Source organism: Pseudomonas sp. S2_F03, from assembly GCF_054668335.1.
Map to the genome: position 1 here is coordinate 1,434,987 of NZ_CP162759.1, position 25,564 is coordinate 1,460,550.

Annotated in this window: 31 protein-coding genes; 18 read left to right on the top strand and 13 right to left on the bottom strand. The window is 58.7% G+C overall.

What is annotated here, in order from left to right; genetic code table 11:
* Window positions 1-157: 157 nt before the first annotated feature.
* Window positions 158-1,144 (top strand): hypothetical protein, encoded by a 987-nt coding sequence (locus AB4N76_RS06915; protein WP_460164307.1) that lies wholly within the window; start codon window positions 158-160, stop codon window positions 1,142-1,144.
* Here AB4N76_RS06915 and AB4N76_RS06920 read toward each other — a convergent pair whose 3' ends face one another.
* From AB4N76_RS06920 to AB4N76_RS06930, 3 genes are all read right to left on the bottom strand, one after another.
* A complete protein-coding gene (locus tag AB4N76_RS06920) occupies window positions 1,145-1,840 on the bottom strand; it encodes a DUF6933 domain-containing protein (RefSeq protein ID WP_460164308.1) in 696 nt (231 codons plus the stop codon).
* 33 nt (window positions 1,841-1,873) lie between these two features.
* Complete coding sequence (locus tag AB4N76_RS06925) at window positions 1,874-2,242, bottom strand: hypothetical protein (protein ID WP_046031971.1); 369 nt, start codon at window positions 2,240-2,242, stop codon at window positions 1,874-1,876.
* A 72-nt stretch (window positions 2,243-2,314) separates the two neighbouring features.
* On the bottom strand, window positions 2,315-3,130 hold the full coding sequence (locus tag AB4N76_RS06930) for a sulfite exporter TauE/SafE family protein (protein WP_460164309.1): 816 nt from the start codon (window positions 3,128-3,130) through the stop codon (window positions 2,315-2,317).
* Window positions 3,131-3,242: 112 nt separating this feature from the next.
* On the opposite strand from AB4N76_RS06930, the gene AB4N76_RS06935 reads away from it, so the two are divergent.
* From AB4N76_RS06935 to AB4N76_RS06950, 4 genes are all read left to right on the top strand, one after another.
* Window positions 3,243-4,010, top strand: a complete 768-nt coding sequence (locus AB4N76_RS06935; RefSeq protein ID WP_460164310.1) for an AraC family transcriptional regulator — start codon at window positions 3,243-3,245, stop codon at window positions 4,008-4,010.
* A gap of 93 nt (window positions 4,011-4,103) precedes the next feature.
* Window positions 4,104-4,421 carry a helix-turn-helix domain-containing protein gene (locus AB4N76_RS06940; RefSeq protein WP_046031974.1) on the top strand — a complete coding sequence of 106 codons (318 nt, stop codon included), beginning with the start codon at window positions 4,104-4,106 and terminating at the stop codon, window positions 4,419-4,421.
* 102 nt (window positions 4,422-4,523) lie between these two features.
* Window positions 4,524-4,820 carry a type II toxin-antitoxin system RelE/ParE family toxin gene (locus tag AB4N76_RS06945; RefSeq protein WP_218191591.1) on the top strand — a complete coding sequence of 99 codons (297 nt, stop codon included), beginning with the start codon at window positions 4,524-4,526 and terminating at the stop codon, window positions 4,818-4,820.
* 3 nt (window positions 4,821-4,823) lie between these two features.
* Window positions 4,824-5,144, top strand: a complete 321-nt coding sequence (locus tag AB4N76_RS06950; protein ID WP_077431412.1) for a helix-turn-helix domain-containing protein — start codon at window positions 4,824-4,826, stop codon at window positions 5,142-5,144.
* Window positions 5,145-5,161: 17 nt separating this feature from the next.
* On the opposite strand, the gene AB4N76_RS06955 is transcribed toward AB4N76_RS06950, so the two are convergent.
* Window positions 5,162-6,220 carry an MBL fold metallo-hydrolase gene (locus AB4N76_RS06955; protein WP_460164311.1) on the bottom strand — a complete coding sequence of 353 codons (1,059 nt, stop codon included), beginning with the start codon at window positions 6,218-6,220 and terminating at the stop codon, window positions 5,162-5,164.
* A gap of 215 nt (window positions 6,221-6,435) precedes the next feature.
* Here AB4N76_RS06955 and AB4N76_RS06960 point away from each other — a divergent pair, with 215 nt between their 5' ends.
* A complete protein-coding gene (locus tag AB4N76_RS06960) occupies window positions 6,436-7,053 on the top strand; it encodes a TetR/AcrR family transcriptional regulator (protein ID WP_460164312.1) in 618 nt (205 codons plus the stop codon).
* 120 nt (window positions 7,054-7,173) lie between these two features.
* A complete protein-coding gene (locus tag AB4N76_RS06965; RefSeq protein WP_046031977.1) occupies window positions 7,174-7,707 on the top strand; it encodes a DUF1003 domain-containing protein in 534 nt (177 codons plus the stop codon).
* A gap of 7 nt (window positions 7,708-7,714) precedes the next feature.
* Here the strand turns inward: AB4N76_RS06965 and AB4N76_RS06970 are convergent, their stop codons facing one another.
* Window positions 7,715-8,656: a LysR family transcriptional regulator gene (locus AB4N76_RS06970; RefSeq protein ID WP_080943062.1), complete on the bottom strand. Its 942-nt coding sequence runs from the start codon at window positions 8,654-8,656 to the stop codon at window positions 7,715-7,717.
* A 15-nt stretch (window positions 8,657-8,671) separates the two neighbouring features.
* Between AB4N76_RS06970 and AB4N76_RS06975 the strand changes: the two genes are divergently transcribed.
* Window positions 8,672-9,370 (top strand): CTP synthase C-terminal region-related (seleno)protein, encoded by a 699-nt coding sequence (locus AB4N76_RS06975; RefSeq protein ID WP_460164313.1) that lies wholly within the window; start codon window positions 8,672-8,674, stop codon window positions 9,368-9,370.
* A 5-nt stretch (window positions 9,371-9,375) separates the two neighbouring features.
* The gene (locus AB4N76_RS06980; protein ID WP_046031979.1) at window positions 9,376-9,687 is read left to right on the top strand and encodes an antibiotic biosynthesis monooxygenase family protein; all 312 of its coding nucleotides are present in this window, start codon (window positions 9,376-9,378) and stop codon (window positions 9,685-9,687) included.
* Window positions 9,688-9,813: 126 nt separating this feature from the next.
* Here the strand turns inward: AB4N76_RS06980 and AB4N76_RS06985 are convergent, their stop codons facing one another.
* Window positions 9,814-10,140 carry a DUF2025 family protein gene (locus AB4N76_RS06985; RefSeq protein WP_046031980.1) on the bottom strand — a complete coding sequence of 109 codons (327 nt, stop codon included), beginning with the start codon at window positions 10,138-10,140 and terminating at the stop codon, window positions 9,814-9,816.
* A 238-nt stretch (window positions 10,141-10,378) separates the two neighbouring features.
* On the opposite strand from AB4N76_RS06985, the gene AB4N76_RS06990 reads away from it, so the two are divergent.
* From AB4N76_RS06990 to AB4N76_RS07000, 3 genes are all read left to right on the top strand, one after another.
* Entirely contained in the window at window positions 10,379-11,506 is a 1,128-nt protein-coding gene (locus AB4N76_RS06990; RefSeq protein WP_046031981.1) for a glycerophosphodiester phosphodiesterase, read from the top strand.
* A gap of 148 nt (window positions 11,507-11,654) precedes the next feature.
* On the top strand, window positions 11,655-11,960 hold the full coding sequence (locus AB4N76_RS06995) for a PepSY domain-containing protein (protein ID WP_046031982.1): 306 nt from the start codon (window positions 11,655-11,657) through the stop codon (window positions 11,958-11,960).
* A gap of 125 nt (window positions 11,961-12,085) precedes the next feature.
* Window positions 12,086-13,264: a GAF domain-containing sensor histidine kinase gene (locus AB4N76_RS07000; protein WP_046031983.1), complete on the top strand. Its 1,179-nt coding sequence runs from the start codon at window positions 12,086-12,088 to the stop codon at window positions 13,262-13,264.
* Between the two features lie 16 nt (window positions 13,265-13,280).
* Here AB4N76_RS07000 and AB4N76_RS07005 read toward each other — a convergent pair whose 3' ends face one another.
* The 3 genes from AB4N76_RS07005 to AB4N76_RS07015 form a co-directional block, all read right to left on the bottom strand.
* Window positions 13,281-13,643, bottom strand: coding sequence for a hypothetical protein (locus AB4N76_RS07005; RefSeq protein ID WP_077431404.1), 363 nt, complete (start codon window positions 13,641-13,643; stop codon window positions 13,281-13,283).
* 179 nt (window positions 13,644-13,822) lie between these two features.
* The gene (locus AB4N76_RS07010; protein WP_077431403.1) at window positions 13,823-14,251 is read right to left on the bottom strand and encodes a hypothetical protein; all 429 of its coding nucleotides are present in this window, start codon (window positions 14,249-14,251) and stop codon (window positions 13,823-13,825) included.
* Between the two features lie 111 nt (window positions 14,252-14,362).
* Entirely contained in the window at window positions 14,363-15,988 is a 1,626-nt protein-coding gene (locus AB4N76_RS07015; protein WP_046031985.1) for a methyl-accepting chemotaxis protein, read from the bottom strand.
* A gap of 423 nt (window positions 15,989-16,411) precedes the next feature.
* Between AB4N76_RS07015 and AB4N76_RS07020 the strand changes: the two genes are divergently transcribed.
* The 4 genes from AB4N76_RS07020 (at window position 16,412) to AB4N76_RS07035 (ending at window position 21,196) form a co-directional block, all read left to right on the top strand.
* The gene (locus AB4N76_RS07020; protein ID WP_046031986.1) at window positions 16,412-17,434 is read left to right on the top strand and encodes a transporter; all 1,023 of its coding nucleotides are present in this window, start codon (window positions 16,412-16,414) and stop codon (window positions 17,432-17,434) included.
* Between the two features lie 269 nt (window positions 17,435-17,703).
* Window positions 17,704-19,320, top strand: coding sequence for an inorganic phosphate transporter (locus AB4N76_RS07025; protein WP_460164314.1), 1,617 nt, complete (start codon window positions 17,704-17,706; stop codon window positions 19,318-19,320).
* Between the two features lie 290 nt (window positions 19,321-19,610).
* A complete protein-coding gene (locus AB4N76_RS07030) occupies window positions 19,611-20,477 on the top strand; it encodes a 2OG-Fe(II) oxygenase family protein (RefSeq protein ID WP_046031988.1) in 867 nt (288 codons plus the stop codon).
* On the top strand, window positions 20,474-21,196 hold the full coding sequence (locus tag AB4N76_RS07035; RefSeq protein WP_046031989.1) for a TylF/MycF/NovP-related O-methyltransferase: 723 nt from the start codon (window positions 20,474-20,476) through the stop codon (window positions 21,194-21,196). The genes AB4N76_RS07030 and AB4N76_RS07035 overlap by 4 nt, the downstream gene beginning before the upstream one ends.
* A 143-nt stretch (window positions 21,197-21,339) precedes the next feature.
* Here AB4N76_RS07035 and AB4N76_RS07040 read toward each other — a convergent pair whose 3' ends face one another.
* Entirely contained in the window at window positions 21,340-21,786 is a 447-nt protein-coding gene (locus AB4N76_RS07040; protein ID WP_223525658.1) for a multidrug/biocide efflux PACE transporter, read from the bottom strand.
* Window positions 21,787-21,876: 90 nt separating this feature from the next.
* Between AB4N76_RS07040 and AB4N76_RS07045 the strand changes: the two genes are divergently transcribed.
* Window positions 21,877-22,731 carry a LysR family transcriptional regulator gene (locus AB4N76_RS07045; protein WP_046031991.1) on the top strand — a complete coding sequence of 285 codons (855 nt, stop codon included), beginning with the start codon at window positions 21,877-21,879 and terminating at the stop codon, window positions 22,729-22,731.
* 104 nt (window positions 22,732-22,835) lie between these two features.
* Here the strand turns inward: AB4N76_RS07045 and AB4N76_RS07050 are convergent, their stop codons facing one another.
* From AB4N76_RS07050 to AB4N76_RS07060, 3 genes are all read right to left on the bottom strand, one after another.
* Window positions 22,836-24,071 carry an RNA polymerase sigma factor gene (locus tag AB4N76_RS07050; protein ID WP_046031992.1) on the bottom strand — a complete coding sequence of 412 codons (1,236 nt, stop codon included), beginning with the start codon at window positions 24,069-24,071 and terminating at the stop codon, window positions 22,836-22,838.
* Complete coding sequence (locus AB4N76_RS07055) at window positions 24,071-24,415, bottom strand: YciI family protein (protein ID WP_046031993.1); 345 nt, start codon at window positions 24,413-24,415, stop codon at window positions 24,071-24,073. Before AB4N76_RS07055 ends, AB4N76_RS07050 begins: the two co-directional genes overlap by 1 nt.
* Before the next feature lie 67 nt (window positions 24,416-24,482).
* The gene (locus AB4N76_RS07060; RefSeq protein ID WP_046031994.1) at window positions 24,483-24,908 is read right to left on the bottom strand and encodes a YybH family protein; all 426 of its coding nucleotides are present in this window, start codon (window positions 24,906-24,908) and stop codon (window positions 24,483-24,485) included.
* A gap of 139 nt (window positions 24,909-25,047) precedes the next feature.
* Here AB4N76_RS07060 and AB4N76_RS07065 point away from each other — a divergent pair, with 139 nt between their 5' ends.
* Window positions 25,048-25,533: a GNAT family N-acetyltransferase gene (locus AB4N76_RS07065; protein ID WP_046031995.1), complete on the top strand. Its 486-nt coding sequence runs from the start codon at window positions 25,048-25,050 to the stop codon at window positions 25,531-25,533.
* Window positions 25,534-25,564 lie beyond the last annotated feature (31 nt).

Here is a 25,564-nt window from a genome sequence, read left to right on the forward strand (position 1 = left end):
GGAATTAGCGTACAACCGCAGGAAACTAATCCTACAACGGTAACGACATTGATATCACGGGTAAAGACACGCAGAAACGCTGGTCGAGGGGCGAAAGAACTGTGCAAAGCAAGACCCTAGCGGCTATAAAAGCGATCCACGATGAGACCAAACGCCCATGAAATTCGACCTCGCCTACTGCCTCAGCCTCGACGACAAACTGTCGATCTACGACGTGCGCGATTTGAATTTCGACGAAACCATGGCGTTCGATTCCGCCAAAGAACACTTCCAATGCCCCAATGACAATTGCAGGGCGGCGTTCGACGCGGCCAACGTACTGACAACATTCAACGCCAAAAACGTGAATTACGTCCGCACCCCGCACTTCAAAAACACGCCCAGCACCCGGCACGTGGCGGATTGTCCTTATGTCAGCCTCAAAGCCTCGGCGTCGGGTGTGGACGCGGACGGTGCGGAAACGGATGACAGCCGCGAGGAGCATTTCCCGTCGGAGTTGTTGCTGACTCGGCGTCAGTATGTGCGTCAACCGTCGAACCCGGCGGGGGCAGCGGATGAAGTTCGAGACATCCCGAAAACCGTTTTGGCGGACAGTCACAAAGAGCACCCAATCCGCGAATCAGCACCGGACAAGACCAGTGTCTTCGCCCACCCGGTGGAGTGTTTTGTGTCGAACTTCGAGGACAAGGAGCTGCTCAAGCGCATGCCACTGAAGATTGGCGAGCACACGGCGCCGTACGGGTCGTTCTTCAAGAAGATCGAGTATTTGCAGGACAACAAGGGGCTGATTTACTGGGGCAAGATCAAGGAGATCAAGGATTACACCCAGAGCTTTCGCATCGATTTCGAACAGAAGGTCTGGTTCAAGCAGGCGGATGAGGCGAAGAAGAAGCCTTATTCGGTCAATGTGTACTTGAGCAAGAAGCTGATCGACAACTACCGCAAGCGCAAAGCGTTTCTGGAAGAGATCAAGCACGCCATCGAGAGCGGCAAGGACTTGTATTGCTTCTTTTATGGCGTGACGCCGGAGTTGAAGCAGGTGCCGAGCAAGAAAAACCCCGAGCAGACGTTCGGGGTGTTCAGTGCGAATATCGAGAACCTGGATCACTTCATTATTCGGGAAGCGCCGGGGTTGGACAGCTAGTTATAGGTCCTGCTGAAGCTGCCTCTCCAGCTCACGAAACTCCCGTCTCGCGTCTTTGCGCCGATCACGTGCAGCCTGGATGCCTTGCTCATCAAGCCCACAGTATTGACGTAACCAGTGCGCCATCATCTCCTCGTCAGGGGCGTAATAATCTTTGTGACCCTTGCTGTTTCGAAGGGTGTCGTTCATCTGCGCATCGAAGCGTCCAGCGGCGAACTCATCCGGCGGTAGAGTGCCCCACTCGGCGGCGAAGCCCTGGAAGATCCAGGCGATCTCATCGATGTGTTTTTGCGCACCACGGTGCCTGCGTTTGTACAGCGCGTACTGCCGGCAGTTCTCTTCGAATCGAACCATCATTGGCTCATCATCGACCCATTGAAGAATATCGTGCTGCCCCGCGTGATGAATCAGGCCGTTGATCCAGCGCTCCGTAAACCGCTGGATAAATCCTTCAACATCGGCTTTTTTCGCGTCTGCGAAGATCATGCAGTAGCGGGTTTTTATGTGAATGACGAATAGAACGTGTTTGCGCTGAACGGTGATCGCATGGACGAGCCACTGTTCCGCCGAATCCCCCAATTCATCTTCTTCAGGAGTGGGCGACGGCGGCAGGGCCTCCACCGGCGTGATTGTTTTGCCCTTGTGTACTCGGCTGAAGAAGCTGCTGGCCGCTTCGGTGCAGTTGAAAATCAGCATCCTAGGTCCTTGGTTAAGCGTGTTGAAGAACACTCAGTCCTGCCGCACGATCTCTTCAACCCACTCAAGCTCATAGGGCTGGCGAACGACATCCGAGATGTATTCGAGCGCATCCTCGCTGAGAATTGATAGCTCTGCGGTGGTCAGCAAGTCATGCATGACAAACAGTCTTAAAGCGGTGAGAGCACTGGAGCGGGATTGGCTGTGATGGTCAAAGGCTCGGGCCATGTCCTTATCTCGACCTTGGATCAATCCATAGAGCATTCCATATCGAGCATGGGCTGATAACGCTCCATGTAGGGTTATTGCCTTGGCATCGGCAAGAACACCTTGGCAAAATCGATCGAGCGCAATTTTGCGCAGTTCCTTGAACTTCTTCCAATCGCTTTCGAGGATCGACATGGCAAGCTCCCGCGTAGAAATCCTGGACAGAACGAAAGCATATTTTTGCGAATAACGCTGCTGAATCCAACCCTAGTAGGCACACATACTCAGCATCACCATAACCAGCAACCCCACATAGACCCACGCATGCACCCGATCCGGAATCCGCCCGACCCAAGGTGTGGCCAATCGAATCCCCAGCAACGATCCCATCGTCAAAACCGCAAACGCCAGCAGATCCACATAGCCGATAAACCACGATCCCAGGTCAAACTCGCTGAACCCCGCCATGGCCATGTAAGTCACCGTCCCGGCCATAGCGACCGGCAGGCTCAACGGATTGGCCATGGACGTCGCCTGACTCATGCTCAACCCGCAACGCCGCAACAACGGCACGGTCATGACGCTGCCGCCCACGCCGAGAAACGTCGCGATAGCGCCAATGCCTACGCCACCGCCAGACACTTCCGCCCTGCCCAATCGTCGTGGGATTGCGTTATCGGTGCGTGTAAGAAATCCGCGTCTAACCAGGCAATCCACAATGGTCACGCCCAAGTACGCGATGAACGCATAACGAATCACCTCGCCACTGACCCATATCGCGGCGACCGCGCCAACCACCGCGCCCAAACCAATGAACCCGCCCAATGGCCACAGGTAATGGCGAATGAAGTTCCCGGCGCGCCGATGTTTGCCGGTGGCGATCAGTGCGTTGACGATCATCACGCAGGTCGAAGTCGCCACGGCAATGTGCATCGCCGATTGGCCGACGGGGTCGTCGGCGCCGTGGCTGGCGGTGAGCATGCGGTAGAGCAATGGCACGACGACGAAGCCGCCGCCGAAGCCGAACAGCACCGCCGTGATGCCGGTCGTGCAGCCGAAGAGTGTTAGCAGGAGATAGAACATTGCGCGTCGTCCGTTGATGGGAAGCGGTCGACGATAGAGCGATACGCCTTGGCCTGCTTCAGCAAGTCAGCCAATAATGTTCGCGTTTACGCCAACTGCTGGAAGCCGCTCGATGCGCAATGTTTCGATTGATCTGCTGGATGACACGCCGCGCCCGGTGGTGGCGATCGGCACGGATTATTCCCACGGCCATGTGTTGCCTCGTCATACACACCGGCGGGCGCAGTTGTTGTATGGCGCCACCGGGGTGATGCAGGTCAGCACGCATGACGGCAATTGGGTGGTGCCGCCACAGCGGGCGGTGTGGATTCCGCCGGGCGTGGCGCATGAGGTGCTGATGCTCGGGGTGAGTACGCGCAGTGTGTATATCGAACCGGCGGCGGTTGATCTGGGCGATCGCTGCCAGGTGATCAGCGTGTCGCCGTTGTTGCGACACCTGTTGATGGAGGCGGTGGAGATCCCGCTGACGTATGACGAGGCCGGGCGCGACGGTGCGCTGATCGACTTGCTGCTGCACGAACTGGCGCGCAGCACTCACCTGCCGTTGCACATTCCGCTGCCAGTCGATGCCCGATTGCTGGGGTTGTGCCAGGCGTTTCTCCAACACCCGAATGCTCACCAATCGCCGCAGCAATGGGCCGATCAATTGCACATCAGCCTGCGGACGTTCAATCGATTGTTTCGACAACAGACCGATCTGAGTTTCAGCCAATGGCGGCAGCGTGCCTGCGTGGTGCTAGCCCTGTCGCGGCTGGCATCGGGCACGGCGGTAACGCGCATTGCTGTGGATTTCGGTTATGACAGCCCGGCGGCGTTCTCGACCATGTTTCGTCGTGTGCTGGGGCAGCCACCGTCCGTCTGGATGGAAGCCACGAAATAGCAAAAATCGAAAAATGAGTTTGATCCGGGCGCAAAACAACTGTACAAAAACACAGTACATTTTGAATCAGCACTCTCGAGCCCGGAGAACACCATGGCCTCTCATGCGATGAAAATCACCCTGGAACGTATCGCCCTCTTCCAATTCACCCCGGCCCATTGCGCCCAGGCCCGAGCGATGCTGGGTTGGAGTGTTGATGAGCTGGCTCGGGAATCCGCGGTTTCGGTAGAGGCCATCGAGCGGTTTGAAGCCAAGCGCGATGTGCTGGATGTTACCCGGCTGGCGTTGGCGTATTGCTTTGAGGCGCAGGGCTTGGTGTTTTTCCCGGGGTTTGCGCCGGGTCGAGGGATGAATGTGAAAGGGTCTACGCCGAACCCGGTCGGGCGGGCGGATTATGCGATGGTTGAGTAAGAGAATCATCGATTGACGATTATCCCCATATAGGTATATTTTTGCATGAGTACAAGGAAGTCACTCCTGTGGGTTTGCAGCAGTAAAAAAGATCTCAAGCAAATGCCCGCAGATGTACAAGACGTTTTTGGTCACGCTCTAGATTTGGCGGAACGCGGCTTAAAGCATCCCGAAGTAAAGCCTCTGAAGGGGTTTGGAGGTGCTGGTGTACTTGAGGTGGTCGAGGACTTCGATACGAACACTTACCGTGCCGTTTATACCGTTCGCTTTGATAACGCAGTTTATGTTTTGCACTGCTTTCAGAAAAAATCGACTTCAGGCGTCAAAACCGCACAGCGCGATATCGAGTTGATCAGAACCCGACTCCAAGCAGCACAGGAACATTGCAAAAGGATCTAAAACATGATTGAAATCGAAGAAAGCAGTGGGAACGTCTATGAAGACCTAGGGACGCCCAATGCCAATGAAATGCGAGTCAAATCTCAGCTAGCTGCAAAAATCGGCGAGATTATCAAGGCTCGTCATTTAACTCAAGTTCAGGCTTCACAAATTTTGGGCCTATCGCAACCCAAGCTTTCTGAGATGTTGCGCGGTAAGTTTCGCGGTATCAGTGAGGCCAAGATGATGGAATGTCTTTCCCTGCTAGGACGTGATGTGCAAATCGTTATTAAATCGGCCCCCCGTTCGAGAAAAGAGGGCCGGATTGAAGTGATTTTCGCCTGAGTGGTGTAAGCCCGTTGTTATGCGTTCTGCGCTGTGACCTGATCGCGTTCACTTTCCGTCCCGAACCACCACGCACTCCCCCGCTGCGGATACTTCACGTTGAACGCCTCGCCCATTTGCGGCGTGGTGATCGACACATTGCGCTCCCAGGCCAGTGCCAAAATCCGGTCAAAGGGCTCGAACCAGGCGTGCATCGACAGATCGAAAGTGCCGTTGTGAATAGGCAACAACCAGCGTCCTTTGAGGTCGATGTGCGCTTGCAGGGTTTGCTCCGGCTGCATGTGCACGTGCGGCCATTCGACGTTGTAAGCGCCGGTTTCCATCAGTGTCAGGTCGAACGGGCCGTGCTGTTCGCCGATGCGTTTGAAGCCGTCGAAGTAGCCGCTGTCGCCGCTGAAGAAGATCCGCGTGTCGCCGTCGATCATCACCCACGAAGCCCAGAGCGTGCTGTTGCCATCGAACAAACCACGGCCGGAAAAGTGTTGCGACGGGGTGGCGATGAATTGGATGCCGTCCACCTCGGTGCCCTGCCACCAATCGAGTTGGCGCACTTTGCTGGCGTCCACGCCCCACTTGATCATCGTGTCGCCGACGCCTAGCGGGGTGAGGAAGTAGTTGGCCTTGTCCGCCAGTTTGAGCACCGCGTGATAGTCGAGGTGGTCGTAGTGGTCGTGGGACAGGATCACCGCTTCAATCGGTGGCAATTCTTCCAGGCTGATCGGTGGCTGGTGGAAACGTTTGGGGCCAGCCCATTGCACGGGTGAAGCGCGCTCGGCGAAGACCGGGTCGGTGATCCAGAATTTGTCCCGCAGTTTCAGCAGGACGGTGGAGTGACCGAGGCGGTAGACGCTGTGGTTGGGTGCTGCGATCAACGCCGCCTGGGTCAGGGTTTGCACCGGCACCGGGGCCGCCGGGCGGGTGTTGCGCGGTTTGTGGAAGATCATGTTCCACATGATGCGCAGCATTTTGCGAACGCCTTCGCGTTGCACGGGCGCATGGTTTCGAAAGAGCCCTTGTGCCTGACGGGAAGCTTCAGGCGTAGGGGCGTTATCCGCAGGGGAAGTTGAAGTGGCCATGACTGAGTGACTCCAGAAAAACCGCAAGATTGCAGTTCTTCACGGTGGGACGATAAATGGCCAAAGCACGCACGCATCAGCCGGACGATCTATTTTTCGCTGGGCAGGATTAACGAAACGTTACACTGCACAGTGTAGTTTCTAGGTTGCATCAAAGCAGATGACAAGTAAACTACCGAGTGTAACTTTCCTTTGCCTCCTGCCGAAGCGTACTTATGACAGCTCCACAGCGCCTCACCGACCGAAAACGCGCAGCCATTATCCAGGCAGCGATTGTCGAATTCCGTGCCAACGGTTTCGACATCACCAGCATGGACAAGATTGCCGCCACTGCCGGCGTGTCGAAGCGCACGGTGTACAACCACTTCCCGAGCAAAGAAGAGTTGTTTGCCGAAATCCTCAATCAATTGTGGACGCGGGTACTGTCCGAACAGGAAACGGCCTACCGCCCTGACCAGCCCTTGCGCGACCAGATGCGCGTGATGTTGCTGGCGAAAATGCACATGCTCGGCGATGAGAATTTTCTCGACCTGGCGCGGGTAGCTATAGCCGCCACGATCCATTCGCCGGAACGTGCGCAGAACATGGTCGCCAGAATGGGCGAGCGTGAAGAAGACCTGACCGTGTGGATTCGCACAGCGCAGGCCGATGGTCGATTGAAACTGGTCGACCCGGCATTTGCCGCCCAACAGATTCAGGGAATGTTCAAGTCATTTGCGTTCTGGCCGCAGATTTCCATGGGGTTGCCGGGGCTGTCACCGGAGATGCAGACCACCGTGGTGGAGTCGGCGCTGGACATGTTCCTGGCCTGTTATCAGGTCTGCGAAAAATGACACGGTTCCACCCTTCCCCTGCAGGGCTCGGTGCTAAATAAATCTGCGCTATGTGTTTCAGAATGAAACTGGCGCGGGGGCTATAGTGAGCGTCAGTCCCCGCGCCATGCAGAGAGCATCATGACCACCCCAACCACTGATACGAAGCCCGTCGTCGATCATTTGCGCTTCCACCGCCCTCACGCCCATCTCGCGCCCACCTTCGGCAACGACAAATTTGCCCTGCGTGCGGAAGCCTTTGCGCGGTTCTTTGGCACGCCGACCTTTCTCGGGGCGCAGACGCTGATCGTCGTGCTGTGGGTGTGCCTCAACTTGTTCGGCGTGGCCCACTTCGACCTGTACCCGTTCATCCTGCTCAACCTGGCCTTCAGCCTGCAATCGGCGTACGCCGCCCCACTGATTCTGCTGGCCCAGACCCGTCAGGCGGCGCGTGATAAAGCGCAGTCCGACGCTGATGCACAGCACCGTGAAGCCCTCGCCGTGGCCAACAGCGAACGTCAGGCCCAGGCCGCGCACAACACCGCGCAACTGCTGGCATTGCTCGAGCAAAACACCCGGCTCACAGAGATGACCAAGACACTGACCGAACGCATCGAAAACCTGACCTCGGAAATGCATCAGCACTTCGTGCGCAAGGTGCCGCCAACGGTTTAGCGCTCGCTCAAGGCAATCGCAGTGCCCGCCCCAATTCATCAAACAGTGTCACCACCGAACGCAACGCACGGCAATCCGGACGGGTCAGCAACCAGAGTGCGGTGTCGTAGCCGTGCAATGGGCCGGTCAACGGCTGCAGCGTGTCGCCGATCAAAAAATCCGGCAATGCCGCAACGCCCAACCCGGCCCGCACCAGTTCGGTCACCGACAGCATGCTGTTGCAGCGATAGCTCGGGGTGACACCCGGTAAATGCTGGCGCCGCCAGGCAACAGTGGGATGGTCGGGTAGAAAATCGTCGGGCGCGATCCAGGTCAGCGAAGCCAGGTCCTCAGGATCGACGGACTTCAGATACTGCGCACTGGCACACACCCGGTAGGAAATATCCGCCAGACGTCGACCGACCAAATGCTCGGGCGGTGTACGCGTCAGGCGCAAAGCGATGTCAGCATCTCGACGACTGAGGTTGGCGAAGTCGTTGGAGGTGCTCAACTCAATGGTCAACGCCGGGTAGGACGGCATGAACTGCGCCAGCGCCGGCAGCAGCAAACCTTGCAGAACCGAATCCGTACAGGTCAGGCGCACGGTGCCGCTGATGACTTCCCCGCCCTGCTCCACACCAATTCGCGCCGCGTCCAACGCTTGTTCCGCTCGCTCAGCCTGCTCGGCCAGGGTTTGCGCGAGTGTGGTTGGCAAATACCCGGCGCGGCTCTTTTCGAACAGTTGTTGCCCCAATGCCGCTTCCAGTCGGCGGACGGCGCGAAACACCGTTGAAACGTCGACTTTCAGCAGGCTCGAGGCCCGGGACAGAGAGCCACCGCGCACCAGGGCGAGGATCAGGGCCAGATCGGGATAGTCCAGTCGATAGTGCGTCGCTGCATTGATCACTTGGGACAACGCCAATATTGAGTGCGTGAACGCCAATCTATAGTGGGTACCAGGAATCAACAAGCCGAGAGAGCACTCATGGAAACCACCTTAACCCGCATCGCCCTGATCGGGGACTACGACCTTCAAGTCACCGCCCACCAAGCCATTCCCATTGCCCTTGGCATGGCCGCCGAAGCGTTGCAGCTGGACGTGCAATTCCGGTGGTTGGCCACCGACCAGATCCGCACCAACACACCGCTGCAAGATTTCGATGGTTTCTGGTGCGTGCCCGGAAGTCCTTATCGAAACATGGACGGGGCGTTGCGGGCGATCCGGTTTGCCCGGGAGCAGCAGCGACCGTTCCTCGGCACCTGTGGCGGGTTTCAACATGCGGTGTTGGAGTACGCCCGCGATGTGTTGGGTTGGGAAGATGCCGAACACGGCGAGACGCATCCTGACGCCGCGCGGGCGCTTCTGACGCCGCTGACCTGTTCGCTGGTGGAAGCGGTGGACAGCATTCATCTGGTTGAAGGTTCGTTGATCGCCAACGCGTACGAAACGACTGAAATACGCGAGGGATATCACTGCCGCTTCGGTGTGAATCCTGAGTTCGAACGTGAGCTATTGATCCAGCAGCTACACGCCGTTGGCCATGATTCACAGGGGGATTTGCGGGCCGTTGAGCTCACGGGGCATCCGTTCTTTGTCGCCACGCTGTTCCAGCCGGAACGTGCGGCGCTGAAGGGGGTTCTGCCGCCGCTGGTGCGCGCTTTCATCAAGGCTTGTGTGAGGTAGAAAAGATGACGACGACGCCTTACTACGCGGTGATTTTCACCTCCCGGCGCACTGAAGGTGATCAGGGATACGCCGAGGCTGCTGAACGCATGGTGGCACTGGCCCGTGAGCAGCCGGGGTTTCTTGGTGTGGAGTCGGCACGGGGTGAGGATGGGCTCGGGATTACGGTTTCGTATTGGGCCAGTGAAGCGGCGATTCTGGCGTGGAAACATCACCCCGAGCACAGTGAGATTCGTGAGCGTGGGCGGTCGACCTGGTATGCGGAGTGTCAGACGCGGGTGTGCAGGGTTGAACGGGATTACCGGTTTCAGCACTGAAAATTGTGGTGTTCTTTCGGCCGCCTTCGCGAGCAAGCCCGCTCCCACACTTGATCTATGTTGCACCGCAGATCAAGTGTGGGAGCGGGCTTGCTCGCGAAGAGGCCAGCACAGTCGCCGCAAAACTCAGCCCCGAACAAGACTCCGCACCGCCGCTATCTCCGGCACTTCCTGCCGATTCATGTACACCCGCAACGGCTCGGTGATGTTGATCCGGTCATCAATGTTCTGATCCAGCAGCAACTGAATCAACTCACGCTTGAGCGTCATGGCCTGCCCCGGCCCCGGCGCCCAGACAAATTCACTGGTGGGAATAATGCCGTCATCGGCCACGTCCATGCCGAACGAGTCTTCGCTGAATCGCACAATGTAGTGGCCGGTCTTGCGGTTGAGGCCGACAAAGCCTTTGAGTTGGTCGGCGGCCTGGCAGATAAGCTCGGAAGTGATGCGCATATAAACCTCACAAAAAGTCGTTTCTACGACCGGTGATCAATGGTTTACACGCAAGGGAAACGACACGGTTTTCCCTCTGCCGGGGAAATTGCCGTGACCAAGAGTACTGCAAAGAAGTGCACAGTTGCGCTGAAAAATTCTGCTTTGAACACGTTTATGTCGGTCTGGCGATAGCGCCGGCAACGCTCAGTTGTTAAAAGGGACCTCTTTGATTACTCATTGCGAAAGGATCTCGACCATGCCGGTTACCTTCACCAAAAGCGCCCTGCTGCTGAGCCTGATGCTCGGTCTCGGCCAGGCACAAGCCGCCAGCGAGCCAACCCCGACAGCGCTGGCAAGCCGTTTGGGCATTCCGCACCCGGCGGTGATCGCTCATCGCGGCGCGTCTTTCGATGCGCCGGAATCCACCGCCGCCGCCTACAAACTGGCGCGCGACCTGGGGGCCGATTATCTGGAGATGGACCTGCAACGCAGCAAGGACGGCGTGCTGTTTGTGCTGCACGACAACAATCTGCAACGCACCACCGACGTTGCCGGCAAGTTCCCGGATCGCAAGGACAGCCCCGCCAACGCGTTCACCATGGCCGAGTTGAAAACCCTCGACGCCGGCAGCTGGTTCAACAGCGCTTACCCGGATCGTGCGCGTCCTTCCTACGCGGGTCTGAAAATTCTGACGCTGGACGAAATCATCGACATTGCCCAGGGCAACCCACTGCACAAACCCGGCCTGTACATCGAGACCAAAGAGCCAAAGCAATTCCCCGGTATTGAGCGCGACCTCAAGGACAAATTGCAGGACCGTGGCTGGCTGAGCCCGGCCGGTTCGAAACTGGCGAAAAGTGATCTGGCCGTCGGCCAGGGCAAAGGCAAAGTCGTGTTGCAGACCTTCGAGAAGAGCAGCCTCGAACTGCTGCAAAAGGAAATGCCGAAGGTGCCGAAAATTCTGCTGTTGTGGGTCGGCGAAGGCAGTATCGAGCCCAAATCCAAGGTGACGTTCGCCGAATCCGGCGATAAGGACAAAGCCACTTACTACGCCAGACAAGAGCCGAAGGATAAAGCCGAATTCCAGCAATGGGTCGAGTACGCCAAGGCTCAGGGCGCTATCGGCACCGGCCCTTCCGCCGCGCTGACCCAAGGGGGCGACCAGAGCTACTCGGACCTGGTGAAACCGTGGATGAACCAATACACCCACGATCAGGGCATGCTGGTGCACGTGTACACCATTGATGATGCGCTGGATTACCAGAAGGTGATGGATGCCGGGGTGGATGGGATCTTTACTAACCGGGCCAGTGAGTTGTTGAAGTTCTACAAGCGGCCGGCAGCGGGGACTGTTGCGCAGTTGCTGCAGAATAACGGTTACTGATTCGGGACCGCGGTGCGGCTATCGCGGGCAAGCCTCGCTCCCACAGGGATTGTGCAACCCCGCGATGGCTTTCTGGAATTAAGGATGAGTTAAGTTGCCACCGTTAATCTGGCGCCACTTAAACAGCTCAACCCAAGGAAAGATCTTCATGAAAACCCTGACTGCCCTGTTCACCGCCGCTGCCCTGACCCTCACCGCTGGCCTGGTCCAGGCCGATGTCCGCGTCGACCAGATCCCTGAACTGGTCAAAAGCGGCAAGATCAAGCCACTGGAAGAAATGAACCAGGCAGCGCTGAAACTGCACCCGGGCGCGACCATCACCGACACGGATCTGGACAACCACTTCAACGGCTACGAATACGAAGTTGAACTGCGTACCGCCGACGGCGTGGAGTGGGATGTGGATTTCGATGCCGCGACCGGCAAAGTCCTGAGCAACAAACAAGACAAGTAATCGCCCCGCAAAAGCCGCACGATTTACCAATCGTGCGGCTTTTTTGCGTCTGCAATTCAGACTACGCCAACACATCGTCGGCCCGCTAGAATCTGTCCACGGTGTTCAAACAGAGATTGATTGAAATGGGCCAAACAGCGGCAGCAGACATCGCCTTGATCGGCAGGATCAGCGCCGTACCGGCCATCCTTCAAGTGGTCCGCGAGTTGACCGGCCTGCGCTTCGCCGCGGTGGCGCGCGTGACGGAGGACTCCTGGACGGCGTGCGCCGTGCTCGACCAACTGAACTTCGGTTTGCAGGTCGGCGGTGAACTGGAGGTCACCACGACCCTTTGCCACGAAATTCGTCAGGCCCGCCAGTCGGTGGTGATCGACAAGGCCAGCGAAGACCCGCGCTACCGCGATCACCACACGCCGCGTATTTATCAGTTCGAAAGCTACATCTCCGTGCCGATCTTCCGTACCGACGGACGCTTCTTCGGCACCCTCTGCGCACTTGATCCTCTGCCCGCTCAGCTAAAATCCAGCACGATCCAAAGCACCATGGAATCCTTCGCGCGCATGCTGGCACTGCAAATCGAGGTCGAAGAAAACCAGCAACACACCGAGTTGGCGCTGAAGCAGGAGCGTGAAAACTCGCAACAGCGCGATCGGTTTATCGCCGTGCTCGGCCATGACTTGCGCAACCCGTTGTTCGCCATCAGTGCCGGTGCCGAAATGCTCCTGCGCAAACTGCCTGACCCGGCGAACCAGCAACGGGTCCAGCACATTCTGACCAGTGCCCAACGCGCAACTCGACTGGTCGATGACGTGCTGGATTTCGCTCGCGGTTCCTTTGGCCTGGGCATTCCGGTGAACATCGCACCGTGCGCGGATCTGGATGCGGCTTTACGGCATGTGATTTCCGAAGTTCAGAGTGTTCACCCGGACCGCGTCATAAAATTTTCCATCGGCGATTTACACAACGTCCCGTGCGATCGCGAGCGGGTCGCCCAGTTGCTGTCCAATCTGGTGGCGAACGCGGTAGTCCACGGCGATCCCCAAGGTCCGGTCGAGGTCAATGCGCAGACCAACGATGGACACTTCGTACTGAGCGTAAAAAATCAGGGACTGATTGCCGAGGACGCATTGGCGTATCTGTTCCGCCCCTACTCGCGACCGGCCAGCGATACTCCGCAGACCGGCCTCGGGTTGGGTTTGTACATTGCCAGTCAGATCGCGCAGTCCCACGGTGGAAAACTGGACGTGGTCTCGACCGCGCTACAGGGTACGACGTTTACCTTCACACTGGCTTTGGCACTGTGACGACAACATCAACGCATCAGGCCTCGTTGGCGTGACTCACTGACGATTGACTGTTGAACACCTCGACCTTGGCTCGGAAGGAACTTGATGTAGAGGTAGTGCCATCCAGATGCTTGATCGCGTAGTGAACGTCTTTCGAGCCAGTTACTCTAGCCAGCGCCTCTTTGTCCAAATCAATGTGTACAGGAAAGAAATCACCTTCCCGATAGCGGTGAGTGGCAACCACGATGTCGCCGAACAACACAGTGATTACTTCGCCTATTTCAAAATCTTCCCGCGCCGGGATGATGACCTTGGGTATCAATGGGTCTGCCTGATCAACGTGTAAAACGACTACCTGACCACCGACAACTGACATTGGGCTCAAAATTTCGCTCATCTCAAAGCTCCTCGTAAATTGGGTGCATGTTCAGTCCGAAAATGCATACCAAGGCTTATCAAGCGCTGAGGATAAACTCCTGTCTACTGTCAGAAATTACAGGTAGCCGTTGGTAGCCGCTTACCGAGAACAGGCAATCGAAGGGCATCTGACCGCCCCGGTCATGCAACACTCATCCTCTAGACGGACGTACTGACCAGCGAACCCGACGTGCTGGAATCGGCATCCTGTAACGCCTGCAACAACGCCGCCGTCGCCGTCTGCAATGAACCCGCCGTGGTCGCAATCTGCGACTGAGCCGCCGCGACATCAGCGGCTTTGGCGTCTGCATCCTCCTGTTTCGCCTGGGCCGCTTGCAGCTGTTGCTGTTGTTCCTGCATCTGCTTTTGCAGCTCGGCGATTTGCTTGCGCAAGGTTTTCACCGCATCGGATTCTTCGCTGCTGCTGGAACTGCTGTCGCTCGACGCGGGAGCGCCGCCGTCGGCCAGTTTAGTGTCGTCGGAAGGCGTGGCGGTGACGGAGGTGTCTGCGGCGGGAGCGCTGATCGAGGTTTTGCTGGTGGAGGTGGTGAGGGTCTGGTTGATGGATACAGAGGTGATGCTGACCATGGGAATTATCCAATGTGGGTGCTGGGTATCTCCCTCATCGACAAGTTCAGGCCGGATTTGAGATCGACTGTGTACCGACTCGGTAAGCGAGCCGGTACACATTCAGTGCCGCTAAGCGCTCAACCGCGCCGTCACTTCATTCAACTGCGACGATACGCTGTTCAGGTTGTGGCTGGCCGCCTCGGTGCGTTGCACGTTGTCCAGATTGGTACTGGCGATGCTGGTGATTTCCGTGAGGTTGCGCGAGATGTCCTCGGCGACCGATGTCTGCTCTTCGGCGGCGGTGGCGATCTGGCGGTTCATGTCGCGAATCGCTTCGACGGCTTGGGTGATCCGCTCCAGCATCGCGCCGGCTTCGGTCACTTGCTGCACGCTTTCCTCACTGCGTGACTGGCCGCTTTCGATGGCCTGCGCCGCGTCGACCGCACCGGTTTGCACAGTCTGGATGATTTGGTTGATCTCGATGATCGACGCTGCCGTGCGCTGGGCCAGGCTGCGCACTTCATCGGCGACCACCGCAAAACCACGCCCGGCTTCACCGGCACGGGCCGCTTCAATGGCGGCGTTGAGCGCCAGCAGGTTGGTCTGTTCGGCGATGCCGCGAATCACTTCCAGCACCTTGCCGATGCGGCCGCTGTCGGTTTCCAACTGACGAATGACCGTAGCGGTATTGGCGATTTCGCCACGCATTTGAGTGATGGTGCGGATGGTGCCCTGCATGACTTTTTCGCCCTGCTGCGCGGACTGGTCAGCGTCGTCGGCAGCCCGTGCGGCATCGGCGGCGTGGCGGGCGACTTCTTGCGCGGTGGCGGACATTTCGTTCATTGCCGTGGCCACCTGATCGGTGCGGTTGAACTGCTCGTTGGTGCCGCCCGCCATGAGGCCGGCAATCGAATTCAGTTCACCGCTGGCACTGTCCAGATCCTTGGCGCTGCGCTGCAAATGGCTGAAGGTTTCGGCGAGGAAATCGCGCAAGGTGTTGGCCGCGACCGCCAGTTTGCCCAACTCATCCTGGCGGGTACTGGCCACACGCTCGGCAATTTTTCCCCGGCTGAGTTGCGCCACGTATTCGATCAGTTTGCGAATCGGTTCGACCAGGTTGCGGTTGACCAGCCACAGGCTCAACAGCCCGATCAACAGGCCCGAGACGAGCATCACGATGATCCCCAGCAACACGGTGCGCTCAGCCTCGGCACTGATCTGCTTCGACTGTTCGCTGCCCTGCTTGCGCAACTCGGCGACCAATTCGCTCATCTGGTCACTGGCTGCGCGGTCCACACCTTTCACCGCGGTGTCGCCAGCGGTGGGGTCGGCACCGGCGGCCACATAGGCATCACGACCCTTTTGATAGGCGGCCCCGAGCAGGCGGTGTTCATCACGCAGGCGTTCGATGCGAGTCTTGAGCTGCGGTTCGATGCCCTTCTGCCCGGCCAGTTCGCCGAGGATGCTTTGCACATCGCGCTGACGGTCTTCGAATTGCTTCCAGTATTTGTCCAGGTCCGCCGGTTGCTTGCCACGCAGCAAGACGTTTTTCCATTCCTGGACCTGCACCTTGAATTGCAGGTTGGCTTCATCGATCAACTGGGAAGTGTGCAACGGGCCGTCGATCAGGTTCGCGTAGCGCTGAACGCCGCTGGAAAGGAAATGAAAGCAGGCCAGGGCGATCAACAGCATCGCAAAGAGGCTGCCGCTCAACAGGGCGAGAATTTGCGCTCTCAAGGACTTTTGCAAAAGCATCGAAGGGTACTCATGACAGGAATTAGGCACGCCCCGGTAAGGCGTGAAAGGTGTCCGGACTTCCTTGTCTGCGACGTCGGCTGACGGCCGAAGGCGCGCAACTTAACCCAAGCGTAATCGGCGTGCCAGAGCGGTTCTTTAATCAAATCCGACCGTTGGCAGAGCCACTATTTCGCCTTCACCGCCCTGTCACAAAACCGTCAAAAATCCTTGCGATGATGCGGCTCAAGTGAACCTGTAAAACCCGCCGTAACGCGATCCTGTAGCCGCTGGCGAAGCCTGCGTTCGGCTGCGAAGCAGTCGTGTAATCAGGCAATGCGTTGTGTCAGCAAGCCCGCGTGCTCAGGTTTGACGACTGCTTCGCAGCCGAACGCAGGCTTCGCCAGCTGCTACATGGAGCGGCATACCCCCTTGCGAGCACTCATGAACCACAGCATCGACCACAGCCATCGCGACACCGATCTGTTCGGCCTGCTCTACGGTTTCAGCTTTCGTCCCGGTGAACGTGGTCGGGAAATTGATTCGGCCAAGGCGCTGCACTACCTGCAACAGCCCGAGGACGACGAACAATTTCTCTGGTTGCACTTGAACCTGGCTCACGCCGCGTGCGAGCGCTGGATGAAAAGCCATCTGGAGTTGCCGGAGGAGTTTTTCGAAGCCTTGCATGAAGGCTCCCGGTCGACCCGCATAGAGCATGTGGACTCGGCCTTGCTGGCGGTGGTCAACGATGTGGTGTTCAACCTCAGCAGCATGGTTTCCTCGGATGTCTCGACGCTGTGGGTGTGTGCCCGCAGCCGGCTGATCATCAGCGCGCGCCTGCAACCGCTGCACTCGGTGGATAAGTTGCGGTCCTCGGTGAAGGCCGGTGAATGTTTTCGCTCGCCGCTGGAATTGCTCGTGCATCTGCTGCGCGACCAAGGCGAAGTGCTGACGCAAATCGTGCGCAAGACCAGCCAGAGTGTCGATCAGATCGAAGATGAGTTGCTCTCTTCACGCCTGTCGACCAACCGCGCTGAACTGGGTGCCAACCGCCGGGTGCTGGTGCGTTTGCAACGTCTGCTGGCGCTGGAACCGGGTTCGCTGTTGCGCCTGCTCAATCGGCCGCCGCAATGGTTGCAGAAGGAGGACGTCAAGGAGCTGCGCAAGTCCACCGAAGAGTTCGCCCTGATCATCAACGACCTCACGGCGCTGGGTGAGCGGATCAAGCTGTTGCAGGAAGAAATCGCCGCCAACCTCAACGAACAGAGCAACCGCACCCTGTTTACCCTGACCGTGGTCACGGTGCTCGCGTTGCCGATCAACATCATTGCCGGTTTCTTTGGCATGAACGTCGGCGGAGTGCCGCTGTCGGGCGACCCCGAAGGGTTCTGGATTCTGGTGGCGCTGGTGGCGACGTTTACCGTGATCGCCGGGCGCTGGGCCTTTCGCAAGCGCCAGGATTACTGAGCCCCCGAGACCTGTAGCAGCTGGCGAAGCCTGCGTCCGGCTGCGCAGCAGTCGTAAAATCAGTCACTGCGGTCTTTCAGGTAAAACGTGTGCTCAGGATTTACGACTGCTGCGCAGCCGGACGCCGGCTTCGCCAGCTGCTACAGGGTAGCGCGGTGAATTCTGATTAACGGATACGCAAAAACCCCAAACCCTGACCTGAAGCAGTCTCCCTGTAACAATTAGCAACGACTATCACTGACACACCTCCCTCCTCAGGATTGTCAGTCATGGCTACTCCTTCCTACCCAACCGATGCCCAGGCTTCCGCCAGCAGCGGTAAACCCCAACTCGACAAAAAGCCCAGTGCGTTCACGCTGGTGATTTTTTTCGGCGTGTTGGCCATCGGGCTGCTGTTTACTGCCTACAGCCTGATGCGCGACATGAACGAACTCGGCACCGTGGTGACCACCTGGACCCCGTTTCTGCTGTTGGGTGTGGCGCTACTGATTGCCCTCGGCTTTGAATTCGTCAACGGTTTCCACGACACCGCCAACGCGGTGGCGACGGTGATTTACACCAACTCGATGCCGCCGAACTTCGCGGTAGCGTGGTCCGGGTTCTTCAACTTCCTCGGTGTGCTGCTGTCCAGCGGCGCGGTGGCGTTCGGCATCATTGCCTTGCTGCCTGTGGAGTTGATTCTGCAAGTCGGCTCCTCCGCCGGTTTCGCCATGATCTTCGCCCTGTTGATCGCCGCCATCCTGTGGAACCTCGGCACGTGGTGGCTGGGTTTACCGGCTTCGTCTTCGCACACGCTGATCGGTTCGATCATCGGCGTCGGCGTGGCCAATGCCCTGATGCACGGCCGTGACGGCACCAGCGGCGTGGACTGGGCCCAGGCGACCAAGATCGGTTACGCGTTGCTGCTTTCACCGCTGGTCGGTTTTGGTTTCGCCGCGTTGCTGTTGCTGGCCCTGCGCGCGTTCGTCAAGAATCGCTCGCTGTACAAGGCCCCCAAAGGCAACACCCCGCCACCGTGGTGGATTCGCAGCATGTTGATCGTGACCTGCACCGGCGTCTCGTTTGCCCACGGCTCCAACGATGGCCAGAAAGGCATGGGCCTGATCATGTTGATTCTGGTCGGCACCTTGCCAATGGCCTACGCGCTGAACCGCGCCATGCCGGCCGACCAGGCGTTGCAGTTCGCGGCGGTGGCCGAGGTGACGCAGCAAGCGCTGGCCAAGGCCGCGCCGCAACCGGCCCCGGCCGATCCGCGCCTGGTGCTGTCCGACTACGTGCGCAGCAAGGAAGCCACGCCGCAACTGGTGCCGGCGCTCGCCGCCCTCACCGGCCGCATCGGCGCCGAGGTCAAGGGCTATGGCGCGCTGTCCAAAGTGCCGGCCGAGGCTGTGGGCAACGTGCGTAACGACATGTACCTGACCAGCGAAACCATTCGCCTGATGGACAAGAACAAGGTCGGCAACTTCGACGCCGACACCAGCAGCAAGCTGCAGCTGTTCAAGCAGCAGATCGACAACTCCACGCGGTTTATTCCGCTATGGGTCAAGATCGCCGTGGCGATTGCACTCGGGCTGGGCACCATGGTCGGCTGGAAACGCATTGTGGTGACGGTCGGCGAGAAGATCGGCAAAACCCACCTGACTTACGCCCAGGGCGCCTCGGCGGAAACCGTGGCGATGCTGACGATTGGCGCCGCGGATATGTTCGGTCTGCCGGTGTCGACCACCCATGTGTTGTCTTCTGGCGTCGCCGGGACCATGGTCGCCAACGGCGGTGGCTTGCAGATGAAGACCATCCGCAACCTGCTGATGGCCTGGGTACTGACCTTGCCGGCAGCGATCCTGTTGTCGGGCAGCCTGTACTGGTTGTTCACCCAACTGTTCTGATCGACAAACCCCTGTAGCAGCTGGCGCAGCCTGCGTCCGGCTGCGCAGCAGTCGTAAGTCCTGTGCATGCGGTATGTCTGATGGACCGCGCGTTATGGTTTTACGACTGCTGCGCAATCGGACGCAGGCTGCGCCAGCTGCTACAGGGGATTTTTTTGTCTGGCCGAAAAGCATTTCGTCGCAAATTCAGGCGATTACGCTTTTATTGATCCACCTCCCGCCGGTTTGCACTTCAGTTTGCTAACGTGTGGCCGACTCATAAGAGACTCGATGTATTCAGGAGTGGAATCGTGAATCTGTATATCAATCAGCTTCAGCAAAAAGCTGACTTCAAAGAAGCCATCTACGCTGGCGACATCTTCCTGAACACTCAGCTGCGCGCTGCCAAAGAGCTGTGTGCGTTTGCCCAGGAAAGCATCACCGCCGCGTTCGACGGCGAGACCAACCACCAGGCCCTGCACACGCTGATGCCGGTGGAAGAATTCGTAGTGCTGGTGACTCGCCTCAAGGGCCAGTTCACCAACAGCCAGCGCGCCAAGGATTTGATCTTGTCGTTCATCGACGAGATCGGCGTCGACCCGCGCGAGTACATTTTCGACGTGCCGCGCATTCGCGTGGTGCCGAACTATGACTACCTGCACGCCGGCGTCAGCTACGCCTACAAGCCGCATCGCGACACGTGGTATGGCAGCGTCGATTGCCAGATCAACACCTGGATGCCGGTGCACACCATTCGCCCCGACCAGACCATGATGATCAACGCGGGTTACTTTGATGTGCCGGTGAAGAACACCTCCAGCGAATGGAGCCTCAACGACTGGATCAACAACCAGCGGCACAAGGCCAAGGACAACCTCAAGGAGGAAGTCCGCGTGCACCCGGTGCCACTGGAGGCAATCAACACGTCCTCTGAAGTGCGCATTGCCGGCAACACCGGTGAGATGCTGATTTTCTCCGGCTCGCACCTGCATGGCACAGTCGCCAACCACACCGAACAAACCCGCTTCAGCGTGGATTTCCGCCTGATGCACCTCGATGACCTCAAGCACAAGCGCGGCGCGATCAACGTCGACAGCGCCTGCCCTGACGTCGGCGCCGGTTTCAAAGACTATTTCCACGCCCACGACTTCTCGAATTTCCAAGGAATCCAGCAATGACCAAGCGTCGCATCACGCCTGCAGAGGCCCAGTACAACGAAACCCGTGCCAACGTTCTGAAGCGCGTTGATGCCGAGTACGTGGCCGACGCGCCGTTCGTGTTCGCCAACCGCATCGGCGTAACCGCTGCACTGTCGCGCATGGAACTGTTCAAGAAAGTCGCTGAAGTACCGGGCGCGATCATCGAGTGCGGCGTGTACAAGGGCAACTCGCTGATGCTGTACATGCACTTGTCGATGATTCTGGAACCGTACGCGATCAACCGTTCGATCGTAGGCTTCGACACCTTCGAAGGCTTCCAGAGCATCGACAAGAAAGAAGACCCGGCCGACGTCAACGAGACCATGTTCTCCGACACCGACCAGTCGCTGATCCAGGACATGATCGACGCCAACGACCTGCTGCGCCCGGTCAACCGCATCCCGCGTTGCGAGCTGGTCAAGGGCGACATCGTCAAGACCGTGCCTGAGTGGGTCAAGACCCGTCCGGACCTGGTCGTGGCCATGCTGATCCTCGACACCGACCTGTACGAATCGACCAAAGTCGCGCTGGAAACCTTCCTGCCGTACATGCCTAAAGGCGCCATCGTGGTTCTGGACGAAGTCGCTTACCGCAACTTCCCGGGCGAAACCAAGGCCCTGCGCGAAGTGCTGGACCTGAACAAAATCGAACTCAAGCGTCTGCCGTTTGATTCGTGCGTGGGTTACTTCCACGTCTGACGCATAACCGTACAGCTGATACAAAACCTGTGGGAGCGAGCTTGCTCGCGATGAGGCCGGCACATTCAACATCATCGTTGACTGTCAGGTCGCCATCGCGGGCAAGCCCGCTCCCACATTTGTTATGTGTTGCAGCCCCTGTCTCAGCTGGCTTTTTGCAACGTCGCCCGACCCACCATCACCCTCTCCCGCACCACGTCATACACCCAGTGGTAAATGTAGGTGTACGGCAGGAAAAACAGCAGCACGCCGATGTCGAGCAAGAACGCCTCCCACAGGCTGGTCTTCAGCCACCAGGCAATCAGCGGCACACCGAAGGCGACCAGACCGCCTTCAAACAGCAGCGCATGGACCACCCGGACCCATGTCGTGCGCACCACGTTGTAGTGGTTGAGTACACGGTCAAACATCCCGTTGAACACTACGTTCCAGGCCAGGGCCAGCGCCGCGATGAGCATGGTGACCATACCCATGTCGAGCAACGGTTTGTTCATGATCCAGGCCAGCAACGGGGTACAGATCAGGATGGCCAGCAGTTCGAAACCAATGGCCTGGAAAACACGCTCTGTGATGGATTTGTTGGGGCTCATGGCCTGACTCCTCTGAGTGACTGTGGTTGCCATGATCCGGCATCAAGCCGATACTTCATAACCAATAACCATCGATCAAGGCGATAGTTCATGGCCTCTCACGAAGTGTTGCTCGCCTTTGTCCAGGCGGCGACCCAAGGCTCGTTTTCCGCAGCGGCGCGCAAACTGGGGCGCAGCCAGTCGACCATCAGCGCAGCAGTGGCCAGCCTGGAAATCGATTTGAACCTGGTGCTCTTTGACCGCAGCAGCCGCAAACCCAGCCTGACCCCGGCCGGGCACGTGATGCTGCAACGCGCCGAGGAAATCCTGGCTGCTACCAGTCGGCTGGAAATGACGGCCAGCCAATTGTCTGAAGGCATTGAGGCAAAACTGACCGTGGCGATTTCCGACACCTATCAATCCGACCGGTTCGAAGCGGTGCTCAGTGCGTTCGAGCAACGCTATCCGGACCTGGAGCTCGAATGCCTGATTGCCGAATGCGATGACCTGATAGCGCTGGTGCAACGGGGACGGGCGCACGTGGCGTTCGCGGAAATGAAGGACAGCTACCCTCCGAGCCTGGTCAGCTCTACCGTCGAAGAGCGCACGGAAATTGCACTGTTCGTCTCCCCTGCGCATCCCTTGGCGGCGCTCGATCATATCGACCAGCATGTATTGCAACAGCACCGGGAGCTGCGCCTGGCCACCATCGTCAATCCGTATGAAAGCCGGGCGAAGGGTCGCGTCTGGTCGGCGCCGAGTTACTTGATGCTGTTGGAAATGGCCCAGGGCGGATTTGGCTGGGCGTCGTTGCCGCGGTGGCTGGTGGAGCGTTATGGCCAGGGTTCGTTGCAGGAACTTCAGGTGCGCGGCTGGCCGAAACCGGTGTTTGTCGATGCGTTGTGGTCACGCCAATATCCGCCGGGGCCAGCGGGGAGTTGGTTGTTGAGCAAGATGCTGGAGTGAAGGTCCTTTGGCCTTTTCGCGGACAAGCCATGCTCCTACAGGTTAAACGCAAACCCCGTAGGAGCATGGCTTGCCCGCGATGAGGCCCGGCCCGACACATCACATCACCCCAACGCCTTTATGCGCGCTTCCAGAAACCGCCGCTCCGGCACCTGCTGCGTCAGTTCCAGCGCCCGCTCATACGCGGCCCGCGCCTCCTCCACCCGTCCCAACTGCCGATAAAACTGCGCCCGCGCCGAATGCGCCAGGTGGTAATCCAGCAATTCGCCGCGATCCAGAATCGCCTCCACCAACGTCAGCCCCGCCAACGGTCCATCGCGCTGGGAGATCGCCGCTGCCCGGTTCAACTCGATCACCGGCGATGGCACCATCCGCAACAGCAAGTCATACAGACCGACAATCTGCGGCCAGTCCGTGGCTTGCGGCGCTGACGCCTCGGCATGCACCGCCGCAATGGCCGCTTGCAGGCAATACGGCCCAAAGCGCTGCAGGGTCAGCGCCCGTTCCACCAGGGCGCAACCCTCGGCGATCATCCCCGCATCCCACAATGAACGGTCCTGCTCATCCAGCACGATCAACTCGCCGCTTGCCGAAGTCCTGGCCAGGCGCCGTGACTCATGCAGCAACATCAGCGCCAGCAACCCCATGACCTCCGGCTCGGGCAGCAACTCCAGCAGCAAACGCCCCAGCCGAATGGCCTCGCGCGTCAGGTCTTCGCGCGTCACTTCAGCACCGATGGAGGCCGAGTAACCTTCGTTGAACACCAGGTAAATCACCCGCAACACGCTGTCGAGGCGCTCGGGCAATTCCTTCAGCGTCGGCACTTGATAAGGGATTTTCGCATCGCGGATTTTCGCTTTCGCCCGCACGATGCGCTGAGCGATGGTGGCGGGCGCCGAGAGAAACGCCCGGGCGATTTCCTCTGTGGTCAGGTCGCAGACTTCGCGCAAGGTCAACGGCACTTGAGCATCTGCGGCCAGTGCCGGGTGACAACAGGTGAAGATCAGCCGCAGGCGATCATCTTCCACGTCTTCGGCACTCCAGTCGGCCTGTTCCAGCGCCTCCAGTTGAGCGATCAGCAGCGGTTGCGCCGCGACAAACCGCGCACGCCGACGTAACGCATCGATGGCCTTGAAGCGCCCGGTGGACACCAGCCAGGCGCGGGGATTGTCCGGCACGCCATCACGCTGCCAGCGCTCCACCGCCACGAAAAAGGCCTCGTGCAGGGCCTCTTCAGCGAGATCGAAATCGCCGAGCAATCGGATCAGCGTCGCCAGGATCCGCCGCGACTCTTCGCGGTAAACCTGCTCGACCCGAGCCGGCACCGACTCGCCCGGCATCAAGGATTCAACTGGCGAACGGGGCGCACCTCAACACAACCGACACGGGCCGCCGGGATGTCCCCGGCGACCTGGATCGCTTCATTGAGGTCCTTGGCATCGATCAGGTAGAAGCCGGCCAACTGCTCCTTGGTTTCGGCGAACGGACCGTCGGTGATCGACATCTTGCCGTTACGCATGCGCACAGTGGTCGCGGTCTGCACCGACTCCAGCGCTTCGGCCGCCACCATGCGGCCACTACCCTGAATCGACTCGGCGTAGGCCATGCACTCGGCGTCCTTGGGACTGTCAGGCAATGAGTGCAACGCCTGTTCGTTGCTGTACACCAGGCATAGGTACTTCATGTGACTCTCCTGAATCGAACGGATCAACTATGGCTGCAGATTGACGCCTTGGCGAAATTCCCGACGATCAGGGCTCCAGATTGAAGAGCGTGGTGCCGCTGACCATGTCGAACGGGGCCGACCAATGTTCGTGGACAATCCGCCATTGCCCGCCGTCGCGGCGATAGCAGGCGGTCACGCGCATCCAGCAGGCCTGGGTCTCGCCCTTGTCGTTGGTGCCACCGCAATGGGCCAGCCAATGGGCGAAGGCGACGTGCTCGTCCGCCACAATGTTCATATGATCGAAATCAAACTGATGCTGGCCCTGGCACATTTCCATGCACTCCAGCCAATGCGCGCGGTACGCGGCCTTGCCCCGGAACTGCAAGGCCTTGACTGCGTCGTAGGAGACGATGTCGTCGGCATACAGCGCCATGATTTTATCGACGTTTTTAGAAATGACTGCCTGACGATAGGTGTCGATCAGGGTCTGGATTTCATTGGTAGCGCTCATGGTGGTTCTCCGTGTTTTTGTTGTGAAGACACCCTTAGTCGTTCGGCCAAACGGCAAATCGACAACCAAATAAAAATAATCCATCTGCGCAAACTCGCTAAAATCCAAGACCCATTCGTGTTGGAAAAAGGACACTCCAGTGACAGCCCGACTCGTGCCATACGACAGCCTGAACGCACTCCAGCGCCAGCAGGTCGAGGCCATCGAAGTTCATCAGGAACAAATCAAATTTTCCGGCGACATTCACGGTGCATTGCACACCTTGCTGTCCAGACCGGGCCCGGGCGTCAAAGGGTTTGCGCTACTGGTCGAAGACGTTCCGGTCGCCTTCCTGCTGCTCAAGCGCCCGCCCGTGCTGCCGGCCTGGGCCGATGAACACAGCGCCACCTTGCATGCGCTGCAAGTGGATCAACACGCTCAAGGCAAAGGCTACGGCAAGGCCTGCCTGCAAGCGCTGCCGGACGTGGCGCGCCAGGCGTTTCCGGAAATAAAGGGGCTGGAGTTGTCGGTGGATGCGGACAACCAGGCGGCCATCGCGCTCTACGCAAAATTCGGCTGGGTCGACAGTGGTGAAGCGTACAAGGGCCGGATCGGGTATGAACGGCGGATGGGGCTGGTTTTCTGAGGCTCTACTGACCAACACCGAACCAATGTAG